Below are 21628 nucleotides of genomic sequence, written 5' to 3'. Positions count from 1 at the left end.
CTGATTGTCCTTTCTGGCAGTCACAAAAAATGGAAGCTCATCAGCTTCCATTTTTTATATCTAGACAAGCATGATTGAAGTAAAAGCCAGCCCTATTTTAAGGTTGCCAATAACTCAGGGTTAACACCAAAGCCCTTCTTATGCTCTTCAATCACCACTTCACTACGTGTCTGAATCACACCAGGTAAGGTACCCAACTTAGTGGCCATAAATGCTTGGTACGCCTTCATGTCTTTCACTCGAACCTTAATCATGGTGTCGAAGTCTCCCGATAGTGAATAGCACTCTTCTACTTCGGGCATCATTTCCACGGCTTGAGCAAACTTATCAAAGATTGAAAAACTGGTTTGGTCAAGACGAATATGAATGAAGACTTGAACATCGAGTCCCAACTTCTCTGAGCACAGCTCAGCATGGTAACCCGTTATGTAGCCCTCTTTTTCCAATCGCTTGAGTCTATCAGAGCAAGGAGACGTGGTTAGGTTGACCTGCTTGGCCAACTCAACCACGGGTAAACGCCCTTTCATGTGCAGAATTCTTAGTATCTCTTTATCGATACGATCAAGTTGATGCTGAGACATAACATTCCTTAAACATTCTAAATTCTGCTCAGTATATTCCATACCTAGAGCAATCGAAGAAAACCCCGCTCACACATTTAAAAACTAAACGCACAAGTGACATTCATATCAAATATAAATCAATACAAACCGATAACACGCCTTATAAATCAAACCCTGGTTATTAACAAATTATTATAGAAATGACCCGATAAACAAATAAGTTGAGCCAGAAACGAAAGAAAGGATATATGGCAAAGTGAATAATAGAATTATCAAAGAGAAAGGATGACTCTATTATGAAAACACAAGAACTCGCATATAAGCCTTACGGTATTGGTTCATGGACACACGTAACGGTATCAAAAGATGTGGCTCAGGCACTAGCAAATGAGTACTCAAGCTATGGTTGGGATGTGAAGATTGATGGCGACGCCATTGACGCTGAGCTAGCACTCAAAGCCGCATAGAAACGCAAAAACCTCCTAAAGCGGAGGTTTATCGATCTAAGTTAGCAAGCACTTACTATAAGTTAAGCTAAACCAACTTGGGGTACAGTACTTCCTGTTTCGCAACGGCAATTACACGTTCGGCAAAAGTGCTGCGTTTCCATATCATAATATAAGTTGCCACTAAATAGCTTTGAGGTCCATTGCATCATACGGCCAGAGGCTGTCTCGGGCTCTGATTCACAACGTTTCATTATAGACTTATGTAGTGTTGTTTTTTTACATCCTTTGCAATAGAGATCAGGCATACCTTTGTCCTATAGGTCTTTAGTGGTTACTGACAATTGACACATCATGTCCAATTCAGTTCAACAATTCACCGAGCTAATGACAAAAGTGAGCGCTAAGTTCAAAAAACAGCCAATTTTCCCTTTGTTTTTTGATATCAAGCGTCATCAAGATCCTTCTTCTATTTATCCCCCCTTTAATCATTCGGTTTCGATTTACATTGTAAAACCCGATAACGGCAGTACTTCACCCGAATTTGAAATAAGACAAAAGTCGCACCCACATAAAAAACTCGGCTTTTAATGATCACAAAAAACATATTGATCGAGCACGAAGCAATAAACACCAATATTGATAAGGAACACTAGGGTCACGTCATGGAGAATTGCGGGGGCAATGAAGAGACATGTACAACTGACACAAGCTGTTTGAGATGATGGAGCCAAGTGCCCATCAAAAGAGTTTGGAGTCATTGAAGATAGACCAGCACGAGGTCGAAAGCATTAGGAAATGGTCAAAAAAATAGAGCCACCGAAGTGACTCTATTGTTTTTATCAATTGGTTGTTGCCAATGTTCTTAGCTAATTTACATCTGCTTTACAATGTAAATTAGTCTAGCTCAACTAGGTTCTTCTCGAACTCAGCATGTTGCTTCTTAACTTCATCTTCTGGCTCGCCAGTAATCAAGCTAACCACAACGATAGAAATCGTTGATAAGATGATTCCCGGTACGATCTCGTACACATCGAACCAACCGCCTGTGAACTGTTTCCAAAGTACAATCGTAACACCACCAACTACGATACCCGCTAGAGCGCCGTTACGGTTCATACGAGACCAGTACAGGCTCAATACGATAGCTGGACCGAATGCAGCACCAAAACCAGCCCATGCGTAAGATACAAGGCCAAGTACTGAACTGTCTGGCGTCATCGCTAACACAAGAGCAATCAGAGAGATTAGGATAACCGCGAAGCGGCCTACACGAACGATCTCTTCAGACGTCGCATCTTTCTTAAGCACTTGCTTGTACAAGTCTTCTGCCATTGCAGATGAAGAAACAAGAAGTTGTGAATCCGCAGTACTCATGATTGCCGCTAGGATTGCAGCAAGTAGGATACCTGCGATTACTGGATGGAACATCGCGTTCACAAGAAGCATGAAGATCTTCTCGCCATCGTCTAGCTTAGGTGCGCCAGAGTTCGTCACGTAGATTAGACCAACAAGACCCACCAGCATTGCACCAATCATAGACAGTGCAGTCCATACCACCGCGATACGACGCGCTGTTGTTAGGTCTTTATTGCTACGTGTTGCTTTGAAACGAGCAAGGATATGTGGCTGACCGAAGTAACCTAGACCCCATGCCGCTAGCGAGATGATCGCGATAGCAGAAAGAGGCTCACCTTTCGCATCATTCCATAGCGTTAGTAGCTCTGGGTTGATGTTGTGTAGGTCGCTAGATAGCTGACCAAGGCCGCCGTTCATTGCCGCGATTGGTACAATCAATAGCGCAGCAGACATTAGTAAACCTTGAACCAAGTCAGTCCAAGATACCGCTAGGAAACCACCAAACAGGGTGTAAGAAACCACACATACCGTGCCGATAATTACTGCCGTTGTGTAATCTAGGCCGAATACCGTTTCAAACAATTTACCACCTGCTACCAAGCCTGAACTTGTGTAGAAAAGGAAGAATAAAAGGATAAAGAAAGCAGAAATTGTTTGGATCAGCTTAGAGTTATCGTTGAAACGACGAGATAGGAACTCAGGCAGCGTCAGTGATTCAGTCGTAATGCTGTAAGTACGTAGACGTTTTGCACTGATTAACCAGTTTGCCCAAGTACCAACAAGTAGGCCACCAGCAAGCCAAAATGCTTCAAAGCCAGCAGCGTAAGCGTAACCAGGCAGGCCAAGTAGCAACCAACCACTCATGTCTGATGCACCAGCAGAAAGTGCAGCAGGCCATGGGCCTAACGAACGACCACCTAGGAAGTAGTCAGTTGAGTTAGATGTACGTTTGTAAGCAATAACACCGATCGCCAGCATCATAATTAGATACGCAATGAACGTCGTCGTTATTGCAAAACTGTTTTCTATCATTTGATAGTCCTCATTTTGTAGAAAGCCTTCCATGCCTAATTCAATGCAAGGCACTCACCGTAAAGGCAAGCAAGTGCATTGAGTTAGGTATTCAGGCTCCAAAGCACTATGAGTTAAATCCAAAGATGGTGAAAACCAAAGTTGGAAAAACCAAAAGTGCTTAGAGCCAATTTTACTGAAGGTTAGTGAGCTTCGCTTCCAAGTTCGAGCAAGGTCGCGTTACCGCCCACGGCTGTTATATTTATAGTTCGCGTACGCTCGGTAATGAAGCGCAGCGATAGGTGTGGATCATTGGCAACATTCATTGTCGCCAGATCCGTTTCAGCGACTAAACCGACGATTGCACCGTCACGCTTAGCAAGCTGTAAATTGATAGCTTGTGCCGTTTGCGAGTTACCCACGTAACCCACGCTACGTACATCGCAAGACAACAACTGTTGAGCAGCGTCATACGAGGCAACTTGCACCAAGTTCGTTGGCAGATTCGCTTGTTTCGCGGCATCAGCAATTAATGTGTTGAACTGCACGTCATCACTGCACAATTGAACGCTGTTCCCTGCCAATAGCGCAGCAGTAATCATCGCCATTGCGGTTTGCTGTGCGGGCACTTTCTCTTCGCAATCATCAACAATTACCAAAGCCACACCACGACCTGCAGCATACAGCTCATTGGTTTCGCCCGTAGGGCCAGCCATTAGATGATGTTCAGAAAGCAGCGCAGACGCTTGCTCTAGGTGATAAGTCGCCACCGCTGCCAAAAGCTTAGATTGACTCTCGATCTCTGATTTAAATGAAAGTACCTGAGCACTCTTATGATCAAAGTCGGTAAGATTCCATTGTTCCCACGCTAACAAAGCATCAGAAAAACCTGTCACTTGATGAACCATGATACTGCTCCTTATGCCTTGTCTTGTGATTGAGAAAAATGAACATCAGTAAAGCGATATAGGTAGTGAGGACCGCCCGCTTTAGGGCCTGTACCCGACAAACCTTGACCACCAAATGGTTGAACCCCAACAACAGCGCCCACTTGGTCACGGTTGATGTAGCAGTTACCCACACGAACGTGTTTTTCGATCCAACGGTAAGTTGTTTCGTTACGGCTGTGGATACCCATGGTTAAACCAAAACCAGTTTGGTTAATTTGATCAACCACTTGCGCCAGTTCACTCGCTTTGAAGCGAACAATGTGCAACACAGGGCCAAACTGTTCTTCTTTCAAGCAACTGATGTCATCAATTTCAAATGCACTTGGTGGGACAAAGTCACCATGTTCACAATCCGTACCTAGAGAAAGTTGAGCCACCTTCTTCTGGGTATTGGTCATGTTTTCTAAGTGAGCCAACAACTTCTGTTTCGCGTTTTGGTCGATAACAGGGCCAACATCGGTTTTATGAAGATGTGGAATGCCAACACTCAATTCGTCCATTGCACCGTGAATCAATGCAATCACACGGTCTGCAATGTCTTCTTGAATGTAAAGCACACGTAGCGCAGAACAACGTTGACCCGCAGAAGCGAAGGCAGAACGAATTACATCACGAACCACCTGTTCAGGCAGTGCGGTACTGTCGACGATCATTGCGTTCTGACCACCCGTTTCCGCGATAAACGGAACCGGTTTAGCATTGCGACTTGCCAGTGACACGTTGATACGTTGTGCCGTTGGTGTTGAGCCCGTAAAGGCAACGCCTGCAATCGCATCATGGCTGGTTAGTGCACTGCCGATCTCAGCACCGCGACCTGGTAGTAACTGAATCGTGCCAGCAGGGAAACCCGCTTCATTCATCAGTTCAACGGCGCGAGCTGCAATCAAGCTTGTTTGCTCAGCAGGTTTCGCCACAACCGTGTTACCCGCGACTAGTGCAGCTGTAATTTGGCCAAGGAAGATCGCCAATGGGAAGTTCCAAGGGCTGATACAAACGAACACACCACGACCTTGTCGAGAGGCGATTCGTGTTTGGCCATCAAAACCTTTTAGTTCGAAACCTTGCAGATTATCAGCTTGCTTTGCGTAGTAACGACAGAAGTCGACCGCTTCACGCACTTCATCAATACTGTCGTGAATAGTCTTACCCGCTTCTTGATGACAAATTGCCACCAGCTCAGCTAGGTTCTCTTCCATCAGATCAGCCAGCTTCTCAAGCGCAGCGGCCTTAGTTTCAACCGAAGTTGCATTCCAATCAGCAAATGCTGCGTCTGCGCCAGTGATCGCTGCGGAAACATGATCAAGGTTAGCGAAAGCCACCTGACCGACATTAATACGACGATCGTAAGGTGCCGTGACTTGTTCAACGTTCTGATCAGCCTTGATCATGCTTTCGGCAAAAGATTCACCGTTGATCACAGGTCCAGCAGTCCATTGATTGTTAAGGAAAGACTTAACCTGCTCTTCGAATTGATGAGCTTCACTTTCGATATCAATGTTCACACCGTAAGAGTTCTTACGCTCAGGGAATACCGCTGGCGGCAGAGGAATCTTAGTGTTGTTCAGCGTATCGAACGCAAGAAGCATATCGACTGGGTGTTGAGTCAGCTCTGCCACTGGGCAGCGAGCATCAACCAATCGGTGTACAAACGAGCTGTTTGCACCGTTCTCTAGCAGACGACGTACTAGGTATGGCAGTAGATCTTTATGGCTACCAACTGGCGCGTAGATACGTACCGACTGTTGGTAAGCTTCCATTGCATGGTTATAAAGTGAATCACCCATGCCGTGTAAGCGTTGGAATTCAAAGTCTTTATGATCGGTCATCACTGCAATAGCAGAAACCGTATGAGCATTGTGGCTCGCAAACTGCGGGAAGATATTGCCACGAACGCTTGGGCTCAATAGGTAACGCGCACATGCAAGGTAAGCTACGTCTGTCGCTTCTTTACGTGTGTAAACTGGGTAATCAGTAAAGCCAGCTTGTTGCGACCATTTGATTTCGCTGTCCCAGTAAGCACCTTTAACTAAGCGAAGCGGGATCAAATCACCCTGCTCTTTCGCTAGGCGGTTTAGCCATACTAGAACTGGTAGCGCACGCTTTGAGTATGCTTGAATAACCAGACCAAATTTACCCCAACCTTTTACAAGGTTAGTGCGGTACAGTTTTTCGAATAATTTAAGAGAAAGCTCTAAGCGATCCGCTTCTTCCGCATCAATCGTAATCGCAACATCGAGCTCTACTGCTCGGCGTAATAACTGCTCAAGCGTGTCGCAAAGTTCAGTCAGTACGCGGTCTTCGTTCGCCACTTCATAACGTGGGTGAAGCGCAGAAAGCTTGATAGATACCGATGGAGCTGGGCTCGATTTTGAAGAGACATACGTGTCTCGACCTACGGCTTCAATCGCCATTAGGTAATCTTTGAAGTATTTGTTTGCGTCAGCTGTAGTCAGTGCCGCTTCACCTAGCATGTCGTATGAGTAGGTAAAACCTTTATCACGCATAGACTTACCGTTCTTTTGCGCTTCAGCAATGCTGCGACCAAGAACGAATTGGTGACCCATCACCTTCATTGCTTGGTGCATCGCTTTACGAATCACCGGCTCAGAAAGCTTGTTCACTAAACGGTTAACCGCTTGACCTGCACTCTGCTCTTTAGATGAAAGTCCAACTACCTTACCCGTTAGCATCAAGCCCCAAGTGGATGCGTTAACAAACACCGAATCAGAATTCTTAAGGTGAGACTTCCAATCCGCAACGCTTAGTTTGTCGCGAATAAGCGCATCAGCCGTTGCTGAATCAGGAATACGCATCAAGGCTTCCGCCAGACACATCAGCAAGATGCCCTCTTGAGTATCTAAGCTGTATTCAAGCAACAGTGCATCGATCATCTGGATAGAAGTCTTATCCGCACGGATAGCCTCGATCAATGATGTCGTTTTCTCTGTGATTTGCTGCTTTTCAGACTCAGAAGGGGTAGCTAGTGGCAGAAGTTGCTCTAGCCATTGGGTTTCATCCACCATATATAATGGTGAGATAAGCGACCATAGATCAGCAAGCGACTGCTCATTGAATTCTGGCTTTAACACATCGGTAGCTGTAAACATGCGTTTTCCTTAATCTCACACCCGGAATTAGCCCGGGGATCTCTACAATGGCTGCAGTGTATTTAGAGTATATAAGGATTACTTGTCAAAAACTCCGAGTTTTTTGCTAAAAACTCGCTTTATTAACAAAACAAACACAACGTCACATATGAAACTTTAAAATAATATGCCGTTTTGTTTCACTATTTAACAGAAATTTTCTTTTTGTATTGGGATGGTGACATGCCTTGAAGACGTGAAAAGGTGTGAGTAAAGGAGGATTGACCGGAGAAACCAGCAAGTTCTGCAACCTGACCAAGGCTCAGATTACCTTGTTCGATCAAGCGGCGAGAGCGGTCGATACGCTTACCTAATACATACTGGTGAGGGGTAATACCCATCTGCTCTTTGAACAACATATGAAACTGGCTTTCACCCAAAAACACACTGCCTGCCAGCTGCGCAACCGAGATCTTATTCGCGAGGTGTTGCTCAATGTAGCGATCCAGAGCTTCAAGATCGAAACGCGAATCTTTGATTGAGGTTTCAAACGCCGAGATGTGTCTTTGCATCAGTGCAATCACCGTATCATTACAGGCACGGCTTAATAGCAGATCATCAGGGCTTGCCTGCATCTCTTGCACCAACATATGGATAAGCTTTTGAATTTGCGCGTCTAATTGGAAGTAGACGTTAGAAGACTCGAGCTGATTAATCTTCTCTAACATCAGAGGGTCGTCGTCACTTGGCACAGGCATGTTGAGCACTAGGATATCCGACTGACCGACCACACCACCGAAAGCATGATCAGAGCTTGCTGTCACCACACATCCTTGGCCGGGACCGACAAGATTGCCCTTACCACTGACTTCAAATTCCGCCTGACCTTTTAGACCGATCACCACCTGAGAATAATGGTGCTCGTGGCAATCCATATGCGATGGCAAAGTAATGATCTCTGCGGGACGAGGGCCAGTAAGGCCTAGCGGAGACAAGTCTAGGTTTGGAAAGGGTAAAGGTTTTGGCATGACAGCAAAATACTCAAGTCAACATAGTAAGAATAATACTCTGAAATCTGCACAAGATGAATTTGTAAATGATCATGAGAGTCATTTCCTGACCTCAAAGAAAAGATCATCACTGCGATCGTCTTGATCATGCCTCCGGAAAGATGATCAAGAGTGTACAAACTACGGGCATTGTAAAACCAATCGTTCCGACGAGTTTAGGGACTTCACAAGCAATCACACAAGCAATCACACAAGCAATCACACAAGCAATCACACAAGCACGAAAATCATGTCATAAATAAATGCTTCATAGCACCAACATAATGAATAAATTTTCTTATATAGCTCAAATAATTCGCTTTCAACTTGTAAAAAGTGTATCCGAAGTACCGAAACTTGGCTTTTGAGTAGATTGAAATGCAATAAAACGGTATAAAGACGGGTACTGTGTTAATTGCTAATAACTAGTGACTGACAACTAGGAAGTAGACACTTTATTAACGAGCCAATTTCAATCTATAAGTTGCAGGGACCTATGACTAACTTTCGAATTTCAGCGCTTTTACTTGCGCTATCCCCTCTTTGGGTATCTGCATCGGTATCAGCTGAAGAACTGAATCAAGTCGATCCTGTTTCAGCTATCGATGCAAAGCTAACAGAGAAAAACTCAGATATTGAGCGTATTTCAGCAACCAAAGTATCGGCGACTGAAAACCTAAAACAACTACAGAACAAAAACAGTAAGTTGTTACGCGAAGGTGAAGAACTTAAGGCAAAACGTAACAGAGCTAAGTCTGTACTCGACAAACAGTACAGTCGCTTACTTGAAGATCCCGAAACAGATTTGGTCTCTTTCCAGAAAAGTTACCAAGATGCCTGGGCTGCGGTTAAAGATAATCAATCGGCTCAGCTAGACAATGAACAAGCAATCAACGAGAGCGAAATTCACCTTTCTCAAATCAAACAAAAGCAAGCTCGCCTAAACAATGAGCTGGCTAATTTGAGAGAATCAAAAGTTGAAGCTCGTGTTAAACGTATTGCAACAGAACTGCGTGAAAGTGCGGTTCTTGAAACCAGCTACACCACTACATGTGCATCAACAATGACACTGGGTGAGTGTACTGCTCAAGGTAAATACCTAACCAATCAAAAAGCCGTGCAGACGTTCAAGAGTCAGTTACTTGAGCAGCTCACAGAAAGTACGTTGGCGAAGCAAAACTTGCAGGGTGTTCAATTGAATATCCATGTTCAAGACAGCCAAGCAATCAAGAGTGGCTTCTCTGGTAACAACTCTTACTTCATTCAAATGCAGGCTCAGCTTCAAGCAAAACCTGAAGCGGTTGCTGCGTGTAACTTATTGAACGTTTCAACGCGCTACTGTTTAACGGGCAGTGACGCAGCAGTCGTTAAGAAGAGTGACAAACAGTGGGCTAACGTGACGGTACGTTCTGATCAGTACAACGACTCAGTAACGATCAACGGAATTAAATATGGCAGTACACCTCTTGAGGTTGCGCTACCAAGTGGTCGTCACCAAGTAACCATTTCAAAACAAGGTTACGAGTCTTACAACCGCACAGTTACCATCAACGGCAGCGACACGATTTGGGTTAAGCTTCTTCCTAGCAAGGAAAGCTAAACACCCTTTCTACATAGAGCTGAGACGATACAAAACGCTCAGTGCTATATCAGATAGCCGTGCCTATTTCACAAAGCTGAATGAATACTCGCCATTTTGTTGATAGTTATAGAAAGTAGCTGCAGACGAAATGGCGTTTTCGTTTAGAATATTCGATTAACCTAAATTACGATTGAAGTAGCCCATCATGCGCCAAGGTCTTCCTACTCTACTATTTGCACTTGCTCCCTGCCTAATGACTCCTGCTGTTTTCGCTGAGGCAACACCGCCAGCGATCGCGTCTTCTGTCACCGACATTGAAAGCTCACTATTCGAAAAGCATGCCGACTTAACGGCTGTTAAGAAGAAACTGGCTGACAAACAAAATGAAGTCGACAATCAGACGCAGCAAATGGCACGTCTAGCGAAGTTATCCGCTCAAGCAGAGCAGACACTCGCAAAGGCGAAAGCGAGTCTAGAGCAAGATTATACACGTATGATTGATGAGCCTGACTTTGATATCTCGCCAGCTCAAATTCAATTCCAAGACGCTTGGAAAACCGTAAAAGAGAGCAAGCTTACGATTTCAGGATCAGAACAGAAGCAGCAAGGCTTGGTGATGGAACTTGAGGCTATCCAGGCCGAAAAAGCGGCGGTACAAGCTTCAATCGCAAACCTGAACCAAGACAAGCTAAGAGCAAGGGCAGAGCGACTAAGAAACGAGATCACTCAGACGGAAGAGCAGACCGTTAGTTTTACTAACCGTTGCAGCAGCGATATGACACTGGCGCAGTGTTCAGATCAAACGGTGACCTTAGCACTTCAAAAAGCGGTAAAACAGTTCCAGCACAGCTTGGTAGACAACGCGACTGAATCGAACACAGTGAAAGAGCACCTTGCGTCTGCTTCTCTGAATATTCACGTTCTGCAACACAAAGTAAAATCCTCTGGCTTCTCTGAAGATAACCGTTACCGAGCGGTAATTGCGGCGAACCTAGAAGCTCGCCCAGATAAGAACACTCCTTGCCGGCTACTTGGTATTCAGTCATCAAACTGTTTCACGCAAAGCGAGCAACAAACCAACGACCAGCAAAAAGAAGTCGCTTGGGTTAACTTGGTGGTGCGTTCAAATCAATACAACGACAATGTTTCTATCAACGGCGTGAACTATGGCAGCACACCGGTTGAAGTGATGTTACCTACGGGCCAACACATGGTCACGATCGAAAAAGAAGGCTACCTTTCTTTCCACCAAGAGTTGAAGATAGCCCGCGATCACAACCTACGAGCGGTATTACAAGCCAAGCAGAACTCATTGAATGTCGGTACCAAGTTTGCCGATCCGATGGGGAACGACATTCAAAGCCCTGAAATGATTGTTGTCGGCTCTGGTCGCTACCTACTAGGTGAAAACAATGCACAACAAGTGACGATCAAACAGCCGTTTGCATTAGCAGCAACACCAACCCGTGTTCAAGACTTTAGAGCATTTATTAAAAGCACAGGCTACCAGACAGACGCGGAGCTGATGAACACATGCGATACGTTCGTCAATGCAGAAATCACAACTGTTTCAGACAATGACTGGCAAAACCCTGGCTTTAAACAAGCAGATAGCTCACCCGTTGTATGTGTCAGCCAGAACGATGCAAAAGCTTATACTCGTTGGTTGTCTAAAAACACAGGTTTCACTTACCGTTTACCAACGCCACAAGAGTGGGAAGCCGCAGCAAGAGCTGGCCAAAACACCAATTTCTGGTGGGGCAACGAATTCAGCTCTGGCAAGGCCAATACAGGTTGGGCAGGCACACCTTGGTCAAACGTAAGCACCTCCCCGGTTAAGTCATTCTTACCAACCCCTACTGGTTTCTACGACATGGTGGGTAATGTATGGGAATGGACAACCATTCAGAAAGGCCTAGCGAAGGGTGGCGCGTGGAGCTTCTCTCCAGAAGAAGCGAAAGTGTATAACGAACTGAACGTTGCACCTTCAACCGCAGCCAACTACCTAGGATTCCGAGTATTGCGAGAGCTGTAAGCTCTCCATTAGGTTCTGAAATTTTGAAATATTTACTCTAGGTTCTCAATTCTCACATTGAGCAGCATTTATAGGGGAATTCCCCCTTATGCATTAGCACTCCTAGGAGTAGATTCGTCGATAGAGTAGTAAGTCACTCTGGGTATCAAATTGATACCTCAGTTTAATTTACCTGACCCTCGTAAATTAGACTGAAAATCTTCTACATGTCGACAAGGCATATCTTGTCTTTAGCCAGCCCCTCTTCAGGCTGGCTTTTTTTTGCCTATTTATCACTCTTTATGCCTACCCATCCTACGTAATTGAAGTAGTTCGTCAGCAATCCGTTTAACTGTCATTCACCCCTTATTTTTCGCACGGACTACAAACTCTAATTGCCATTGCAGCACTATAAGAAACTGATATCATTATCATACCTCAGCTTACGAGATAAAAAATTGCCCGAACCACTCAACTCCATACATCGTTCTTTATTCGAACAACTTCCAGGCTGCTGGGGCTGCAAAGATACTGACTCGGTCTTTGTGTACGCCAATCTTGCTTACAACCAGTTAATTGGCTTAAAACCCGATGAGACTTGTACTGGCTTGACCGACTTCGATATGCCCAGTCAAACTATTGAATGTGCACAGGATTTCAGAGCCCAAGACAAACATGTGATGGATACACACAGCACCCTTAAGATCCTCGATATTCACCCTTATCCAGACGGACGCTGGCATGCCCATATTTTTACCAAAACCCCTTGGCTTGATGATAATGACAATGTCCAAGGCACTATCTTCTATGGGCAAGAGCTCACTGATACTGCAATCTTAGAGGTCGGTCATTGGGTTTGTCAGGCAACAGGAGCGAAAGGTAATCAAGCATCACTTGCGGGATCAGAGCCGCGTGTGTCTAAGCTGCAAAAGCGGCTGACCTCTAGAGAATCAGAAGTGCTGTTCTTACTGCTTTACGGAAAAAAACCTCAATACATAGCGTCTACGTTAAACATTTCAATCAAAACGGTCGAAGGTCATGTCGCGAGATTGAAGCAGAAATTCGACGCTCGCAGTAAAAGCCAATTGATTGAATATGCATTGGACTCGGGGTTAGGCTCAGTGATCCCTGAAACTCTGCTCAAAAAACAGATCTCCGTTGTTCTGCACAGTGACTAGTTAAGTAATTGAAGGCCAGTTGGTTATTGGTTTGACAAGAGTGCAGACAAAAAAATGCCGTTGATTAGATAAGTATCATCAACGGCACTTTTGGATCTATTAAGCAGCTAAGCGATCAAGCAACCTAAGGCGCTAGTCGATCAATATCCCAGCTGTCGTCTTGGCGTGAGAACAAGAAACGGTCGTGCAAGCGGTGTTCGCCACCCTGCCAAAACTCAATGCTATCCACACGTACGCGAAAGCCACCCCAGAAAGAAGGCACAGGAATCTCGCCTTTGGCAAACTTCTGTTTAAGCTCTAGATACTTACCTTCTAGAATCCCACGCGCTGAGATGCGGCTACTCTGCTTACTTGCAATCGCGGCCAACTGGCTCTCTTTTGGACGTGACGAGAAATACTTCATATTTTCCATAGCTGTCAGCTTTTCAGCCGTGCCCGTAATATGAACTTGTCGCTCAAGTGGATGCCAAGGGAAGTGCAAACTGATTTTGCTGTTGTGCTGAAGCTGGTGCGCTTTACGGCTACCTAGGTTGGTGTAAAAAACGAAACCGTCTTTATCAACATTCTTCAGCAGAACAATTCGTTGGAATGGCTGACCATTTTCATCAACCGTAGCAACTGTCATGGCAGTAGGGTCCGTCAACTTCGCTTCAATGGCTTGCTCTAGCCATAGATTGAATTGCTCAATCGGGTCTGCGGCCAAGTCTTTGCGTCTCAATCCACCCTTAGCGTATTCGCGACGAATATCTGTCAGTTCCATTTGGTTGCTCCTTTCAATTTTTTTGTGATTTTGCGCTGTAATCCTTTGAAACACAAGTCTCAGTCATAGTTTTGTCTCACTGAAGATGCTCTGTGTTAACAAGATCTCGGTACTCTCTCAATCATATTGATAATCTTTACACAAACCGATGACAAGCTGAGAACCAAGTGACCAAAATACTGCCTAACCTAATGACTCCCTTTGTTTTATTCTCATTGCTATTGGGAGCTGCAGGACTGACTGCTACTCATTTTTTGGCCGGTCAATTCCAAGAAAAAATCGTCACTCAGCAACTCAATGAAGCAGCTAATAAAGCCAATCTACAAATCGATTCTGAACTGGATAAATTCAAACAGATCCCTGATTTACTCAGTCATGACCCGCGCCTACTCTCTTATTTTGACTCCTCACCAAAAGCAGACAAAATTTCCGCTGCGCAGCTCAATCAATTGCTGTTTGAGTGGTCGAATCAAAGCCAGGCCGACACCATCTATATTCATGACCCAAGCGGGACTGTGATCGCATCAAGTAATTACCAAAAGCCACGTACCTTTGTTGGTCAAAATTTCTCGTTTCGTCCCTATTTTGCTTCTGCAATTCAAGGCAATAACACGCACTATGTCGCGCTGGGTGCCCGATCTAATGTACGCGGTTACTTTTTATCGTCACCGTTGTATCTAGAAAGTGATATTGTCGGGGTGATCACCGTAAAAGTAAGCTTAGAGAACCTTGAAAACATCCTAACCAGCGACGACTTTGAGATCGTGGTACTCGACTCAAACCAAGTGGTGTTTCTATCAAGCCAAGCTCCGTGGCTTTACCATTCATTGTTGCCATTAACTCAGCAGCAACAAACAGATATCGCACTTCAACGCCAATACGGTCAGAGCAAAATTTCGATCATCGAAGTCTTTCGTTCTTCAAGCTCTCAGTCAGAAGCTAGCAACGCCAATCAACCTAATACAAATCGATCTAGCAACCTTCAATCAAACGAAATCCGAAAAGAACTCACCGCTAACCAATTATTTAAACTCGGGACTTTTAATCTTTACCCTGCAACGGTCAGCAACAACCAGTACCAAGTCGTCGCCCTAAAAGAGACCAGAGCTGAGCTTATTAAGGTCTTGCAGGTCGATGTCATCTTCGTGGTGATTTACAGCTTGGTGATGCTCATCGCTTGGTCGTGGCGCCAGACTTATCTCGCGAAAGTGGCGTTGACCCGACTCAACCAAAACCTAGAGCAAACCGTTGATAAACGTACTCACTACTTGAAGCAATCCAATCAACAGCTGCAACAAACCATCTTTCAATACCAAGAGTCGCAGTTGAAGTTGAAACAGACAGAACAAGAGCTGACACAAACCGCGAAACTAGCGGTACTCGGTGAGCTGTCAGCCAGCATTAACCACGAAATCAACCAACCACTTGCAGCGCTGCGAACCTACAGTGAGAACAGCTTAAAACTACTTGAGATGGAACGAACCGATTTGGTGAAGAACAATCTTGAGAAAATGATTGGCCTCAACAACACCATTACCGACATCATCGCGCGACTCAAAGTCTTTACTCGCAAAGTCACTAAACAAGAACATCATGTGGCCAACCTACACCAAGCGGTCAACAATGCCACCAGTATTCTCAGTGCGCTGATGATCAAGCAAGGCATTACACTTAGGTTAAGCACGGTGCCCGATGACATCAACATTGCGATTCATCCAACCGAACTTGAGCAAGTACTGGTCAATCTGATTCACAACGCGATTCAAGCGCTTCAACAGCAAGTTCTTGAACAGAAAATCTTGCAGGAGCAACAAAACCTGGAAAACGTTGACCAACAGGCTAACCCACAGATAGGCATCGAATGGCAACTGCATCATAACTCTTGTCAGCTGATCATTTGGGACAACGGAATTGGCATGCAGGATGACAAACTAGAACAGCTGTTCGACCCGTTTTTTACGACTAAACCGGAAGGCTTAGGGTTAGGGCTTTCAATATCGAAACGGATTATTGAAGCGTATCACGGCACGATCAGCGTAAACCGGTTAGAGCCTTCAGGCATGGTATTCTCGCTAAACATCCCGTTATATAACGATAAAAGCTAACGCGCCGTTGTTAACATTGATTAGAAAACGAATTTCACATACTGCTAAGGACTCGACTTTTGCACTCTATGCCTAAACTCTATTTTGTCGACGATGAACCTGCGATTCGCGACTCAGTAGAACAAGCCATGCTCATTGAAGGCATCGATATAGTCTGCTTTCCCAACGCTATTGAGGCATTAAAGAAAATAGATACGTCGCAAGCCGGAATTGTCATCACCGATATTCACATGCCGGTGATGGATGGCATTCAATTAACGCAAAAATTACTGAGCCAACATCCTCATTTTCAGGTCATCGTACTTACCGGGCATGGTGACGTACAAACAGCGGTATCTGCGATGAAAGCCGGCGCTTATGACTTTCTAGAAAAGCCATTTGTGGTCGATGCCCTACTCACTGCCGTTAAGAAAGCCGCGGATAAACTCGCACTGGTTGAAGAGAACAACCTATTGCGTAAAGAGTTGGCAATGCAAAATCAAGTTGGCCCAAAACTGATTGGTCAATCACCATCAATGCAGGCATTACGCCGAGAGTTGATCACCCTAGATACCAAAACCAACCCACTTTTATTATTTGTTGGTGATTTAGGAACGGGGAAAAGGGTCACAGCACAATACACCCATGATCTACACAGTCATCAAACTGCGGAGCTTTGCCCTGTCGCAGCATTTAATTTGCCTCGCAGTGACGAAGCGACATTTCATCAATTTGTTTTGCAACTGTTTTTGAAGCATCAAGGTGGAACACTCTATATCCATGAGACAGAAGCATTAACTCAGGATCAATGGCTGTGGTTCGCCAATCTAAAACCGACTCTACTTCGTGAAAACTCATGCAAGACCAATGCAACTTGTATCATTATCGCAAGCACAATAGTTCCTACTACAATTATAAGTGAGTTCCGCCGATTTGATTTACTCACCTTGGCGCAACGAACCGAAGATATTGGCTCTTTGTTTAAGCACTTTGCTCGTGGTGCAGCAAGTCGATATCAACTACCTCCGCCCGTCATTACAGAAAAAGAGATTCAACGACTCATCGCGACTCATTGGACAGAGAACATTCGTCAGCTTCGCCAACATGCCGAACTCAGAGTGCTGACTCAAATCAAACAGCCATCACTCGATAGCGATACTAATGAGCAGAGCGACGAAAATGAACTTGATGTGAGCATTGAGGTACAACAACTATCGTTAAACCAACGTACCGATAGCTTTGAACAAATTATCTTGATTGAGGCACTACATCGCCATCAAGGTCGTTTAAAAGAAGTACAACAAGAGCTGCAGGTGTCGCGAAAAACACTGTATGACAAACTAAGAAAGCACCAGCTCGATAAAACCGATTTCAAAAACCGATAAGTCTTAAAAAATATATAAATTCAAAGATTTAAAGGAACAAAATCTTAACATTTATCAGAAGTAAGAATACACTCAATAGGCTTGCACTTTTATTTAGCGAACAAGGACTGTTATGAGTCAGAAAAATTTCAGCAAATTGAACGAGACCGAGCTTGAGTATGTCGATGATAAAACAGCGGCACTGCTCCTCAATACGCCCACCAGTGCGCGTATTATGTTGTGGGTAATCGTTCTGTTTTTTGTTGCTGCTATTGGGTGGTCTGCTTGGGCTGAGATCGACAAAGTCACTGTTGGTCAAGGCAAAGTGATCCCTTCCTCTCAAATCCAAGTGGTGCAAAACCTTGAAGGGGGATTGGTTAAAGAGATCTTGGTTAAAGAAGGTCAACGCGTTCAAAAAGGGCAACAGCTACTGTTAATCGATGACACTCGTTTTCGCTCGGATTTTCGCGAACGTGAGCAACAAGTGGCCAACTTAACCGCCAGCGTCTTAATGCTTTCAGCCTCATTAACCAGTGTTGTTATCGACGAAGATTTCTCTGTAGCAGAGTGGAAAAAAAGTGTCTTACTCGACTACGGTAAACTGGCTTTCCCTCCAAAATTTTACGAGCTTCAACCAAAACTGGTGAATCGCCAGAAAGCAGAATATCGTCAGGATCTTAATAATCTAAAAAACCAACTTTCCGTTTTTGATCAACAAGTTGAGCAGAAACAGCAAGACCTTATCGAAATTAAAGCACGTGTTCGTAACCTAAAACAAAGCTACAAGTTTGCTCGCCAAGAACTGGATATCACCAAACCTCTTGCCGATGAAGGGGTGGTACCAAGAATCGAATTACTTAAGCTACAAAGACAAGTCAACGACACTCGCCGAGAAATGACCTCAAGCGAACTCAAAATACCTCTTCTACGCTCGGCAATCAAAGAAGCTATGCTCAGCCGTATTGATGCCGCACTGAACTTCCGCTCAGAACAACAAGAAAAACTCAACCAAGCACAAGATAAGCTCTCTGCATTGACCGAATCAGCGGTTGGTCTTGAGGACAGAGTAAACCGTACCGTGGTGGTTTCTCCGGTAACTGGCACCGTTAAAACACTCGGCATTAATACTGTCGGCGGTGTTATCCAACCGGGTATGGACATCGTTGAGATTGTACCAACTGAAGACTCACTGTTAGTTGAGGCGAAGATCGCCCCGCAAGATATCGCATTCCTACGCCCAGAATTGACTGCCATCGTTAAATTCAGTGCCTATGACTTCACTAAATACGGTGGTCTAGAAGGCGTGTTAGAGCACATCAGTGCCGATACCACTCAAGATGAAGAAGGTAACAGCTTCTACATCGTGCGCGTGCGCACCGAAAAACACAATTTTGGACAGAACGAAGAGTTGCCAATCATTCCGGGTATGACCGCCTCTGTCGATATCATCACGGGTAAAAGAACCGTGCTGGAGTACATGTTGAAGCCACTATTAAGCGCTCAAAACAACGCACTAAAAGAGTAAGGACGTTTGATGCTTGATGACGCCTTTCAATACACAGCAAACAGACGAGAGCAGAGGCTATGAGATCTCGGATTTCTCTATTGCTGCTGGTCCTCACCTCTTTTACCTCTATGGCGCTCAATAAGAGCGACCAACGATGGATAGACGCGGTTACTGCAACCTACGGGGAAAGAGCAGGAAAACGAGTAGCAACATGGCGCTCAAATATGACGTCATACGAAGGGTTAAGTGAAAAAGAGAAGTTAGATTCGGTAAATCGATTCTTCAACCAAATGTACTTTGTCGATGACAACATACTGTGGGGAAAAAACGACTACTGGGCAACACCACTGGAGTTTCTAGGCAGTAACGCCGGTGACTGTGAAGATTTTACTATCGCAAAATACTTCTCTTTGCTTGAACTGGGCGTCCCAGATAAGAAATTACGATTAGTGTACGTAAAAGCACTTGAGTTAAACCAATTCCACATGGTGTTGGCTTACTACTCAACACCCAGTGCAGAGCCACTAATTTTAGACAACTTAAACCCTGAAATAAAACGCGGTTCTAAGCGCGGAGATCTGCGACCGATATACAGTTTCAATGGTAAAAACCTTTGGCTGATCAAGTCGGCAGCAGGCAGCGGTAAGTTAGCAGGGAAATCATCAAGACTGAGCTTATGGAACGACCTACGTTCTCGTGAGCGCAATCTAAAACTAAACAAACCCATTATCAATTACGATGAGTAGGTACAATGACTTTATATAAACAGCTTGTGGTCGGGATGGTTGCGGTATTCATACTGCTGATGACGTCAGTTTTTATGATCGAATTCAATACCACCCGTGGATACTTAGAAGAGCAGCAACGCTCTGAGGTAAGTAATACCATCAATACTGTTGGACTGGCTCTCGCCCCTTACCTAGAAGAAAAGGATAAGGTGGCAGTGGAGTCTGTTATCAACGCCCTGTTTGATGGCAGCTCTTACTCCGTCGTTCGATTGATCTTTCTTGACAGCGGTGAAGACATTCTTCGCTCATACCCTGTAAAGCCAACCGGCGTACCACAGTGGTTTACCAACCTTAACTTGTTTGAGCCTGTTCATGACCGCCGCGTAATCACCAGTGGCTGGATGCAGCTAGCAGAGGTTGAGATTGTGAGCCACCCAGGTCCGGCCTACGACCAACTTTGGCAAGCATTCATCCGCTTATTAACCATCTTTGGCACGATCTTCTTGTTAGGTTTAGTGTCTATATCTTGGATCCTCAAACGTGCCTTACGTCCGCTCTCGTTGATCATTACTAAGATGGATCAGATCGCTAAAAATCAGTTTGGCGAACCACTGGCTCGTCCGAAAACAAAAGATCTAACTTTAGTTGTCGATGGTATCAACCACATGTCGACTCAAGTTGAACTGGCATTTAAGAACCAAGCGAAAGAAGCTCAAAAGTTACGTGAAAGAGCGTATATCGACCCAGTATCTCAGCTAGGTAACCGTGCTTACTATATGTCTCAGTTAACTCAGTGGTTAGAAGAGTCCAGCTTAGGTGGTTTAGCGGTACTTAAAGCCGAGTTTATTAGTGAAGAGTACGATGAAAAAGGCTATCAAGAGGGTGATGCCTTGGTTCATCAGCTAGCTGAGCAGCTGCAAGCTTCAATTTCATCACCTGATATCACTATCGCCCGCATTTCTAGTGACGAGTTCGGCTTCATTATGCCAAACATTGATGAGAGCGAACTTAAACTTGTCGCGAGCAGCATCGTAAACTGTATACAAAGCCTAGGTTCAGACCCAACAGGCACTGCAAATCCACATATTGCTCTGGGTGTGACCTACAGCAACAAGCGTAAGACCAGTACTGAAATCATGTCGCTGGTGGATAACGCTCTTTCAAGTGCCAAGGCGAACCGAGAGCTTTCTTACGGCTACGTAACTGCAGACGATCACGGCGCTGTTATGGGCAAACAACAATGGCGCATGTTGGTCGAAGAAGCGATCATCAACGACCTCATTACCTTCCGTCTTCAAGCTGCAAACAATTCCTTTGGCAAAACCTATCACCAAGAGGTGTTCTCTGCGATTGAAAAAGATGGCGTACGTTACGGTGCCAACCAGTACTTATACGCACTAGAACAGCTTGAAATGAGCCACATTCTCGACCAATACGTTATCGAGAAGATGATTGAAAAGCTTAATACAAAAGAAGTAACGAGCCCTGTTGCTATCAACATCTCACCAAGCAGTATTTCTCAACCAAGCTTCATTCGCTGGATTGGTAAAACACTTGAACAAAACGCTTCAATCGCTCACCTATTGCACTTTGAGATACCTGAAAACTGTTTCATCAACGTTCCGCACTACACGGCACTGTTGTGTAACACCATTCGCAACGCCCAAGCGGTGTTTGGTGTCGATAACTACGGACGTAATTTCCAATCTCTGGATTACATCAACGAATACCGCCCAAGCTATGTGAAGCTAGATTACCTATTCACACATAACCTTGATGACGAAAAACAGAAGTTCACCTTAACGTCGATCTCTAGAACCGCTCACAACCTAGGCGTCACCACCATCGCGTCTCGAATAGAAACTCAGACTCAGCTGGATATCCTGTCTGATAACTACGTAGAAGTGTTCCAAGGCTTCATTGTTGATAAATAGTTGTAAGGGTTAT

General features: G+C 44.8%; 15 protein-coding genes. 9 read left to right on the top strand and 6 right to left on the bottom strand.

The genetic code is table 11. The features are described 5' to 3' along the window. Positions 1 to 92: 92 nt before the first annotated feature. Positions 93 to 581: an Lrp/AsnC family transcriptional regulator gene (locus tag AB8613_RS18620; RefSeq protein ID WP_004732526.1), complete on the bottom strand. Its 489-nt coding sequence runs from the start codon at positions 579 to 581 to the stop codon at positions 93 to 95. 278 nt (positions 582 to 859) lie between these two features. Between AB8613_RS18620 and AB8613_RS18615 the strand changes: the two genes are divergently transcribed. Beyond that, entirely contained in the window at positions 860 to 1030 is a 171-nt protein-coding gene (locus tag AB8613_RS18615; protein ID WP_086714671.1) for a hypothetical protein, read from the top strand. An 876-nt stretch (positions 1031 to 1906) separates the two neighbouring features. Here the strand turns inward: AB8613_RS18615 and putP are convergent. From putP to AB8613_RS18595, 4 genes are all read right to left on the bottom strand, one after another. Further along, positions 1907 to 3433 (bottom strand): sodium/proline symporter PutP, encoded by a 1527-nt coding sequence (gene putP / locus AB8613_RS18610; protein WP_186728108.1) that lies wholly within the window; start codon positions 3431 to 3433, stop codon positions 1907 to 1909. A gap of 149 nt (positions 3434 to 3582) precedes the next feature. Next, positions 3583 to 4287, bottom strand: a complete 705-nt coding sequence (locus AB8613_RS18605; protein ID WP_372385532.1) for a 1-pyrroline-5-carboxylate dehydrogenase — start codon at positions 4285 to 4287, stop codon at positions 3583 to 3585. A gap of 11 nt (positions 4288 to 4298) precedes the next feature. After that, positions 4299 to 7436, bottom strand: a complete 3138-nt coding sequence (gene putA / locus AB8613_RS18600) for a bifunctional proline dehydrogenase/L-glutamate gamma-semialdehyde dehydrogenase PutA (protein ID WP_372385530.1) — start codon at positions 7434 to 7436, stop codon at positions 4299 to 4301. A gap of 182 nt (positions 7437 to 7618) precedes the next feature. Continuing rightward, positions 7619 to 8443 carry an AraC family transcriptional regulator gene (locus tag AB8613_RS18595; protein WP_123305774.1) on the bottom strand — a complete coding sequence of 275 codons (825 nt, stop codon included), beginning with the start codon at positions 8441 to 8443 and terminating at the stop codon, positions 7619 to 7621. A 517-nt stretch (positions 8444 to 8960) separates the two neighbouring features. Between AB8613_RS18595 and AB8613_RS18590 the strand changes: the two genes are divergently transcribed. The 3 genes from AB8613_RS18590 (at position 8961) to AB8613_RS18580 (ending at position 13238) form a co-directional block, all read left to right on the top strand. Next, a complete protein-coding gene (locus AB8613_RS18590) occupies positions 8961 to 10064 on the top strand; it encodes a PEGA domain-containing protein (protein WP_372385528.1) in 1104 nt (367 codons plus the stop codon). Positions 10065 to 10251: 187 nt separating this feature from the next. Next, positions 10252 to 12081 carry an SUMF1/EgtB/PvdO family nonheme iron enzyme gene (locus AB8613_RS18585; protein WP_371714092.1) on the top strand — a complete coding sequence of 610 codons (1830 nt, stop codon included), beginning with the start codon at positions 10252 to 10254 and terminating at the stop codon, positions 12079 to 12081. A gap of 374 nt (positions 12082 to 12455) precedes the next feature. Next, entirely contained in the window at positions 12456 to 13238 is a 783-nt protein-coding gene (locus tag AB8613_RS18580; protein WP_372385527.1) for a PAS domain-containing protein, read from the top strand. Positions 13239 to 13362: 124 nt separating this feature from the next. Here the strand turns inward: AB8613_RS18580 and pdxH are convergent, their stop codons facing one another. Next, positions 13363 to 13998: a pyridoxamine 5'-phosphate oxidase gene (pdxH, locus tag AB8613_RS18575; RefSeq protein WP_061015981.1), complete on the bottom strand. Its 636-nt coding sequence runs from the start codon at positions 13996 to 13998 to the stop codon at positions 13363 to 13365. Between the two features lie 167 nt (positions 13999 to 14165). Between pdxH and AB8613_RS18570 the strand changes: the two genes are divergently transcribed. The 5 genes from AB8613_RS18570 (at position 14166) to AB8613_RS18550 (ending at position 21615) form a co-directional block, all read left to right on the top strand. Continuing rightward, positions 14166 to 16103 carry an ATP-binding protein gene (locus tag AB8613_RS18570; RefSeq protein ID WP_372385526.1) on the top strand — a complete coding sequence of 646 codons (1938 nt, stop codon included), beginning with the start codon at positions 14166 to 14168 and terminating at the stop codon, positions 16101 to 16103. A gap of 68 nt (positions 16104 to 16171) precedes the next feature. Beyond that, complete coding sequence (locus AB8613_RS18565) at positions 16172 to 17467, top strand: sigma-54 dependent transcriptional regulator (RefSeq protein ID WP_285953448.1); 1296 nt, start codon at positions 16172 to 16174, stop codon at positions 17465 to 17467. Positions 17468 to 17579: 112 nt separating this feature from the next. After that, positions 17580 to 18971 (top strand): HlyD family type I secretion periplasmic adaptor subunit, encoded by a 1392-nt coding sequence (locus tag AB8613_RS18560; RefSeq protein WP_327784632.1) that lies wholly within the window; start codon positions 17580 to 17582, stop codon positions 18969 to 18971. 59 nt (positions 18972 to 19030) lie between these two features. Next, a complete protein-coding gene (locus AB8613_RS18555; RefSeq protein WP_186728107.1) occupies positions 19031 to 19699 on the top strand; it encodes a transglutaminase-like cysteine peptidase in 669 nt (222 codons plus the stop codon). Positions 19700 to 19704: 5 nt separating this feature from the next. Then, on the top strand, positions 19705 to 21615 hold the full coding sequence (locus tag AB8613_RS18550) for a LapD/MoxY N-terminal periplasmic domain-containing protein (RefSeq protein ID WP_285953429.1): 1911 nt from the start codon (positions 19705 to 19707) through the stop codon (positions 21613 to 21615). Positions 21616 to 21628: the final 13 nt, after the last annotated feature.

Origin of the sequence: Vibrio sp. BS-M-Sm-2, from assembly GCF_041504345.1 — a bacterium.
GTDB classification, from domain to species: domain Bacteria; phylum Pseudomonadota; class Gammaproteobacteria; order Enterobacterales; family Vibrionaceae; genus Vibrio; species Vibrio satsumensis.
The sequence above is the reverse complement of the archived record's forward strand: the minus strand, read 5'-3'. Positions and strand labels throughout refer to the sequence as shown.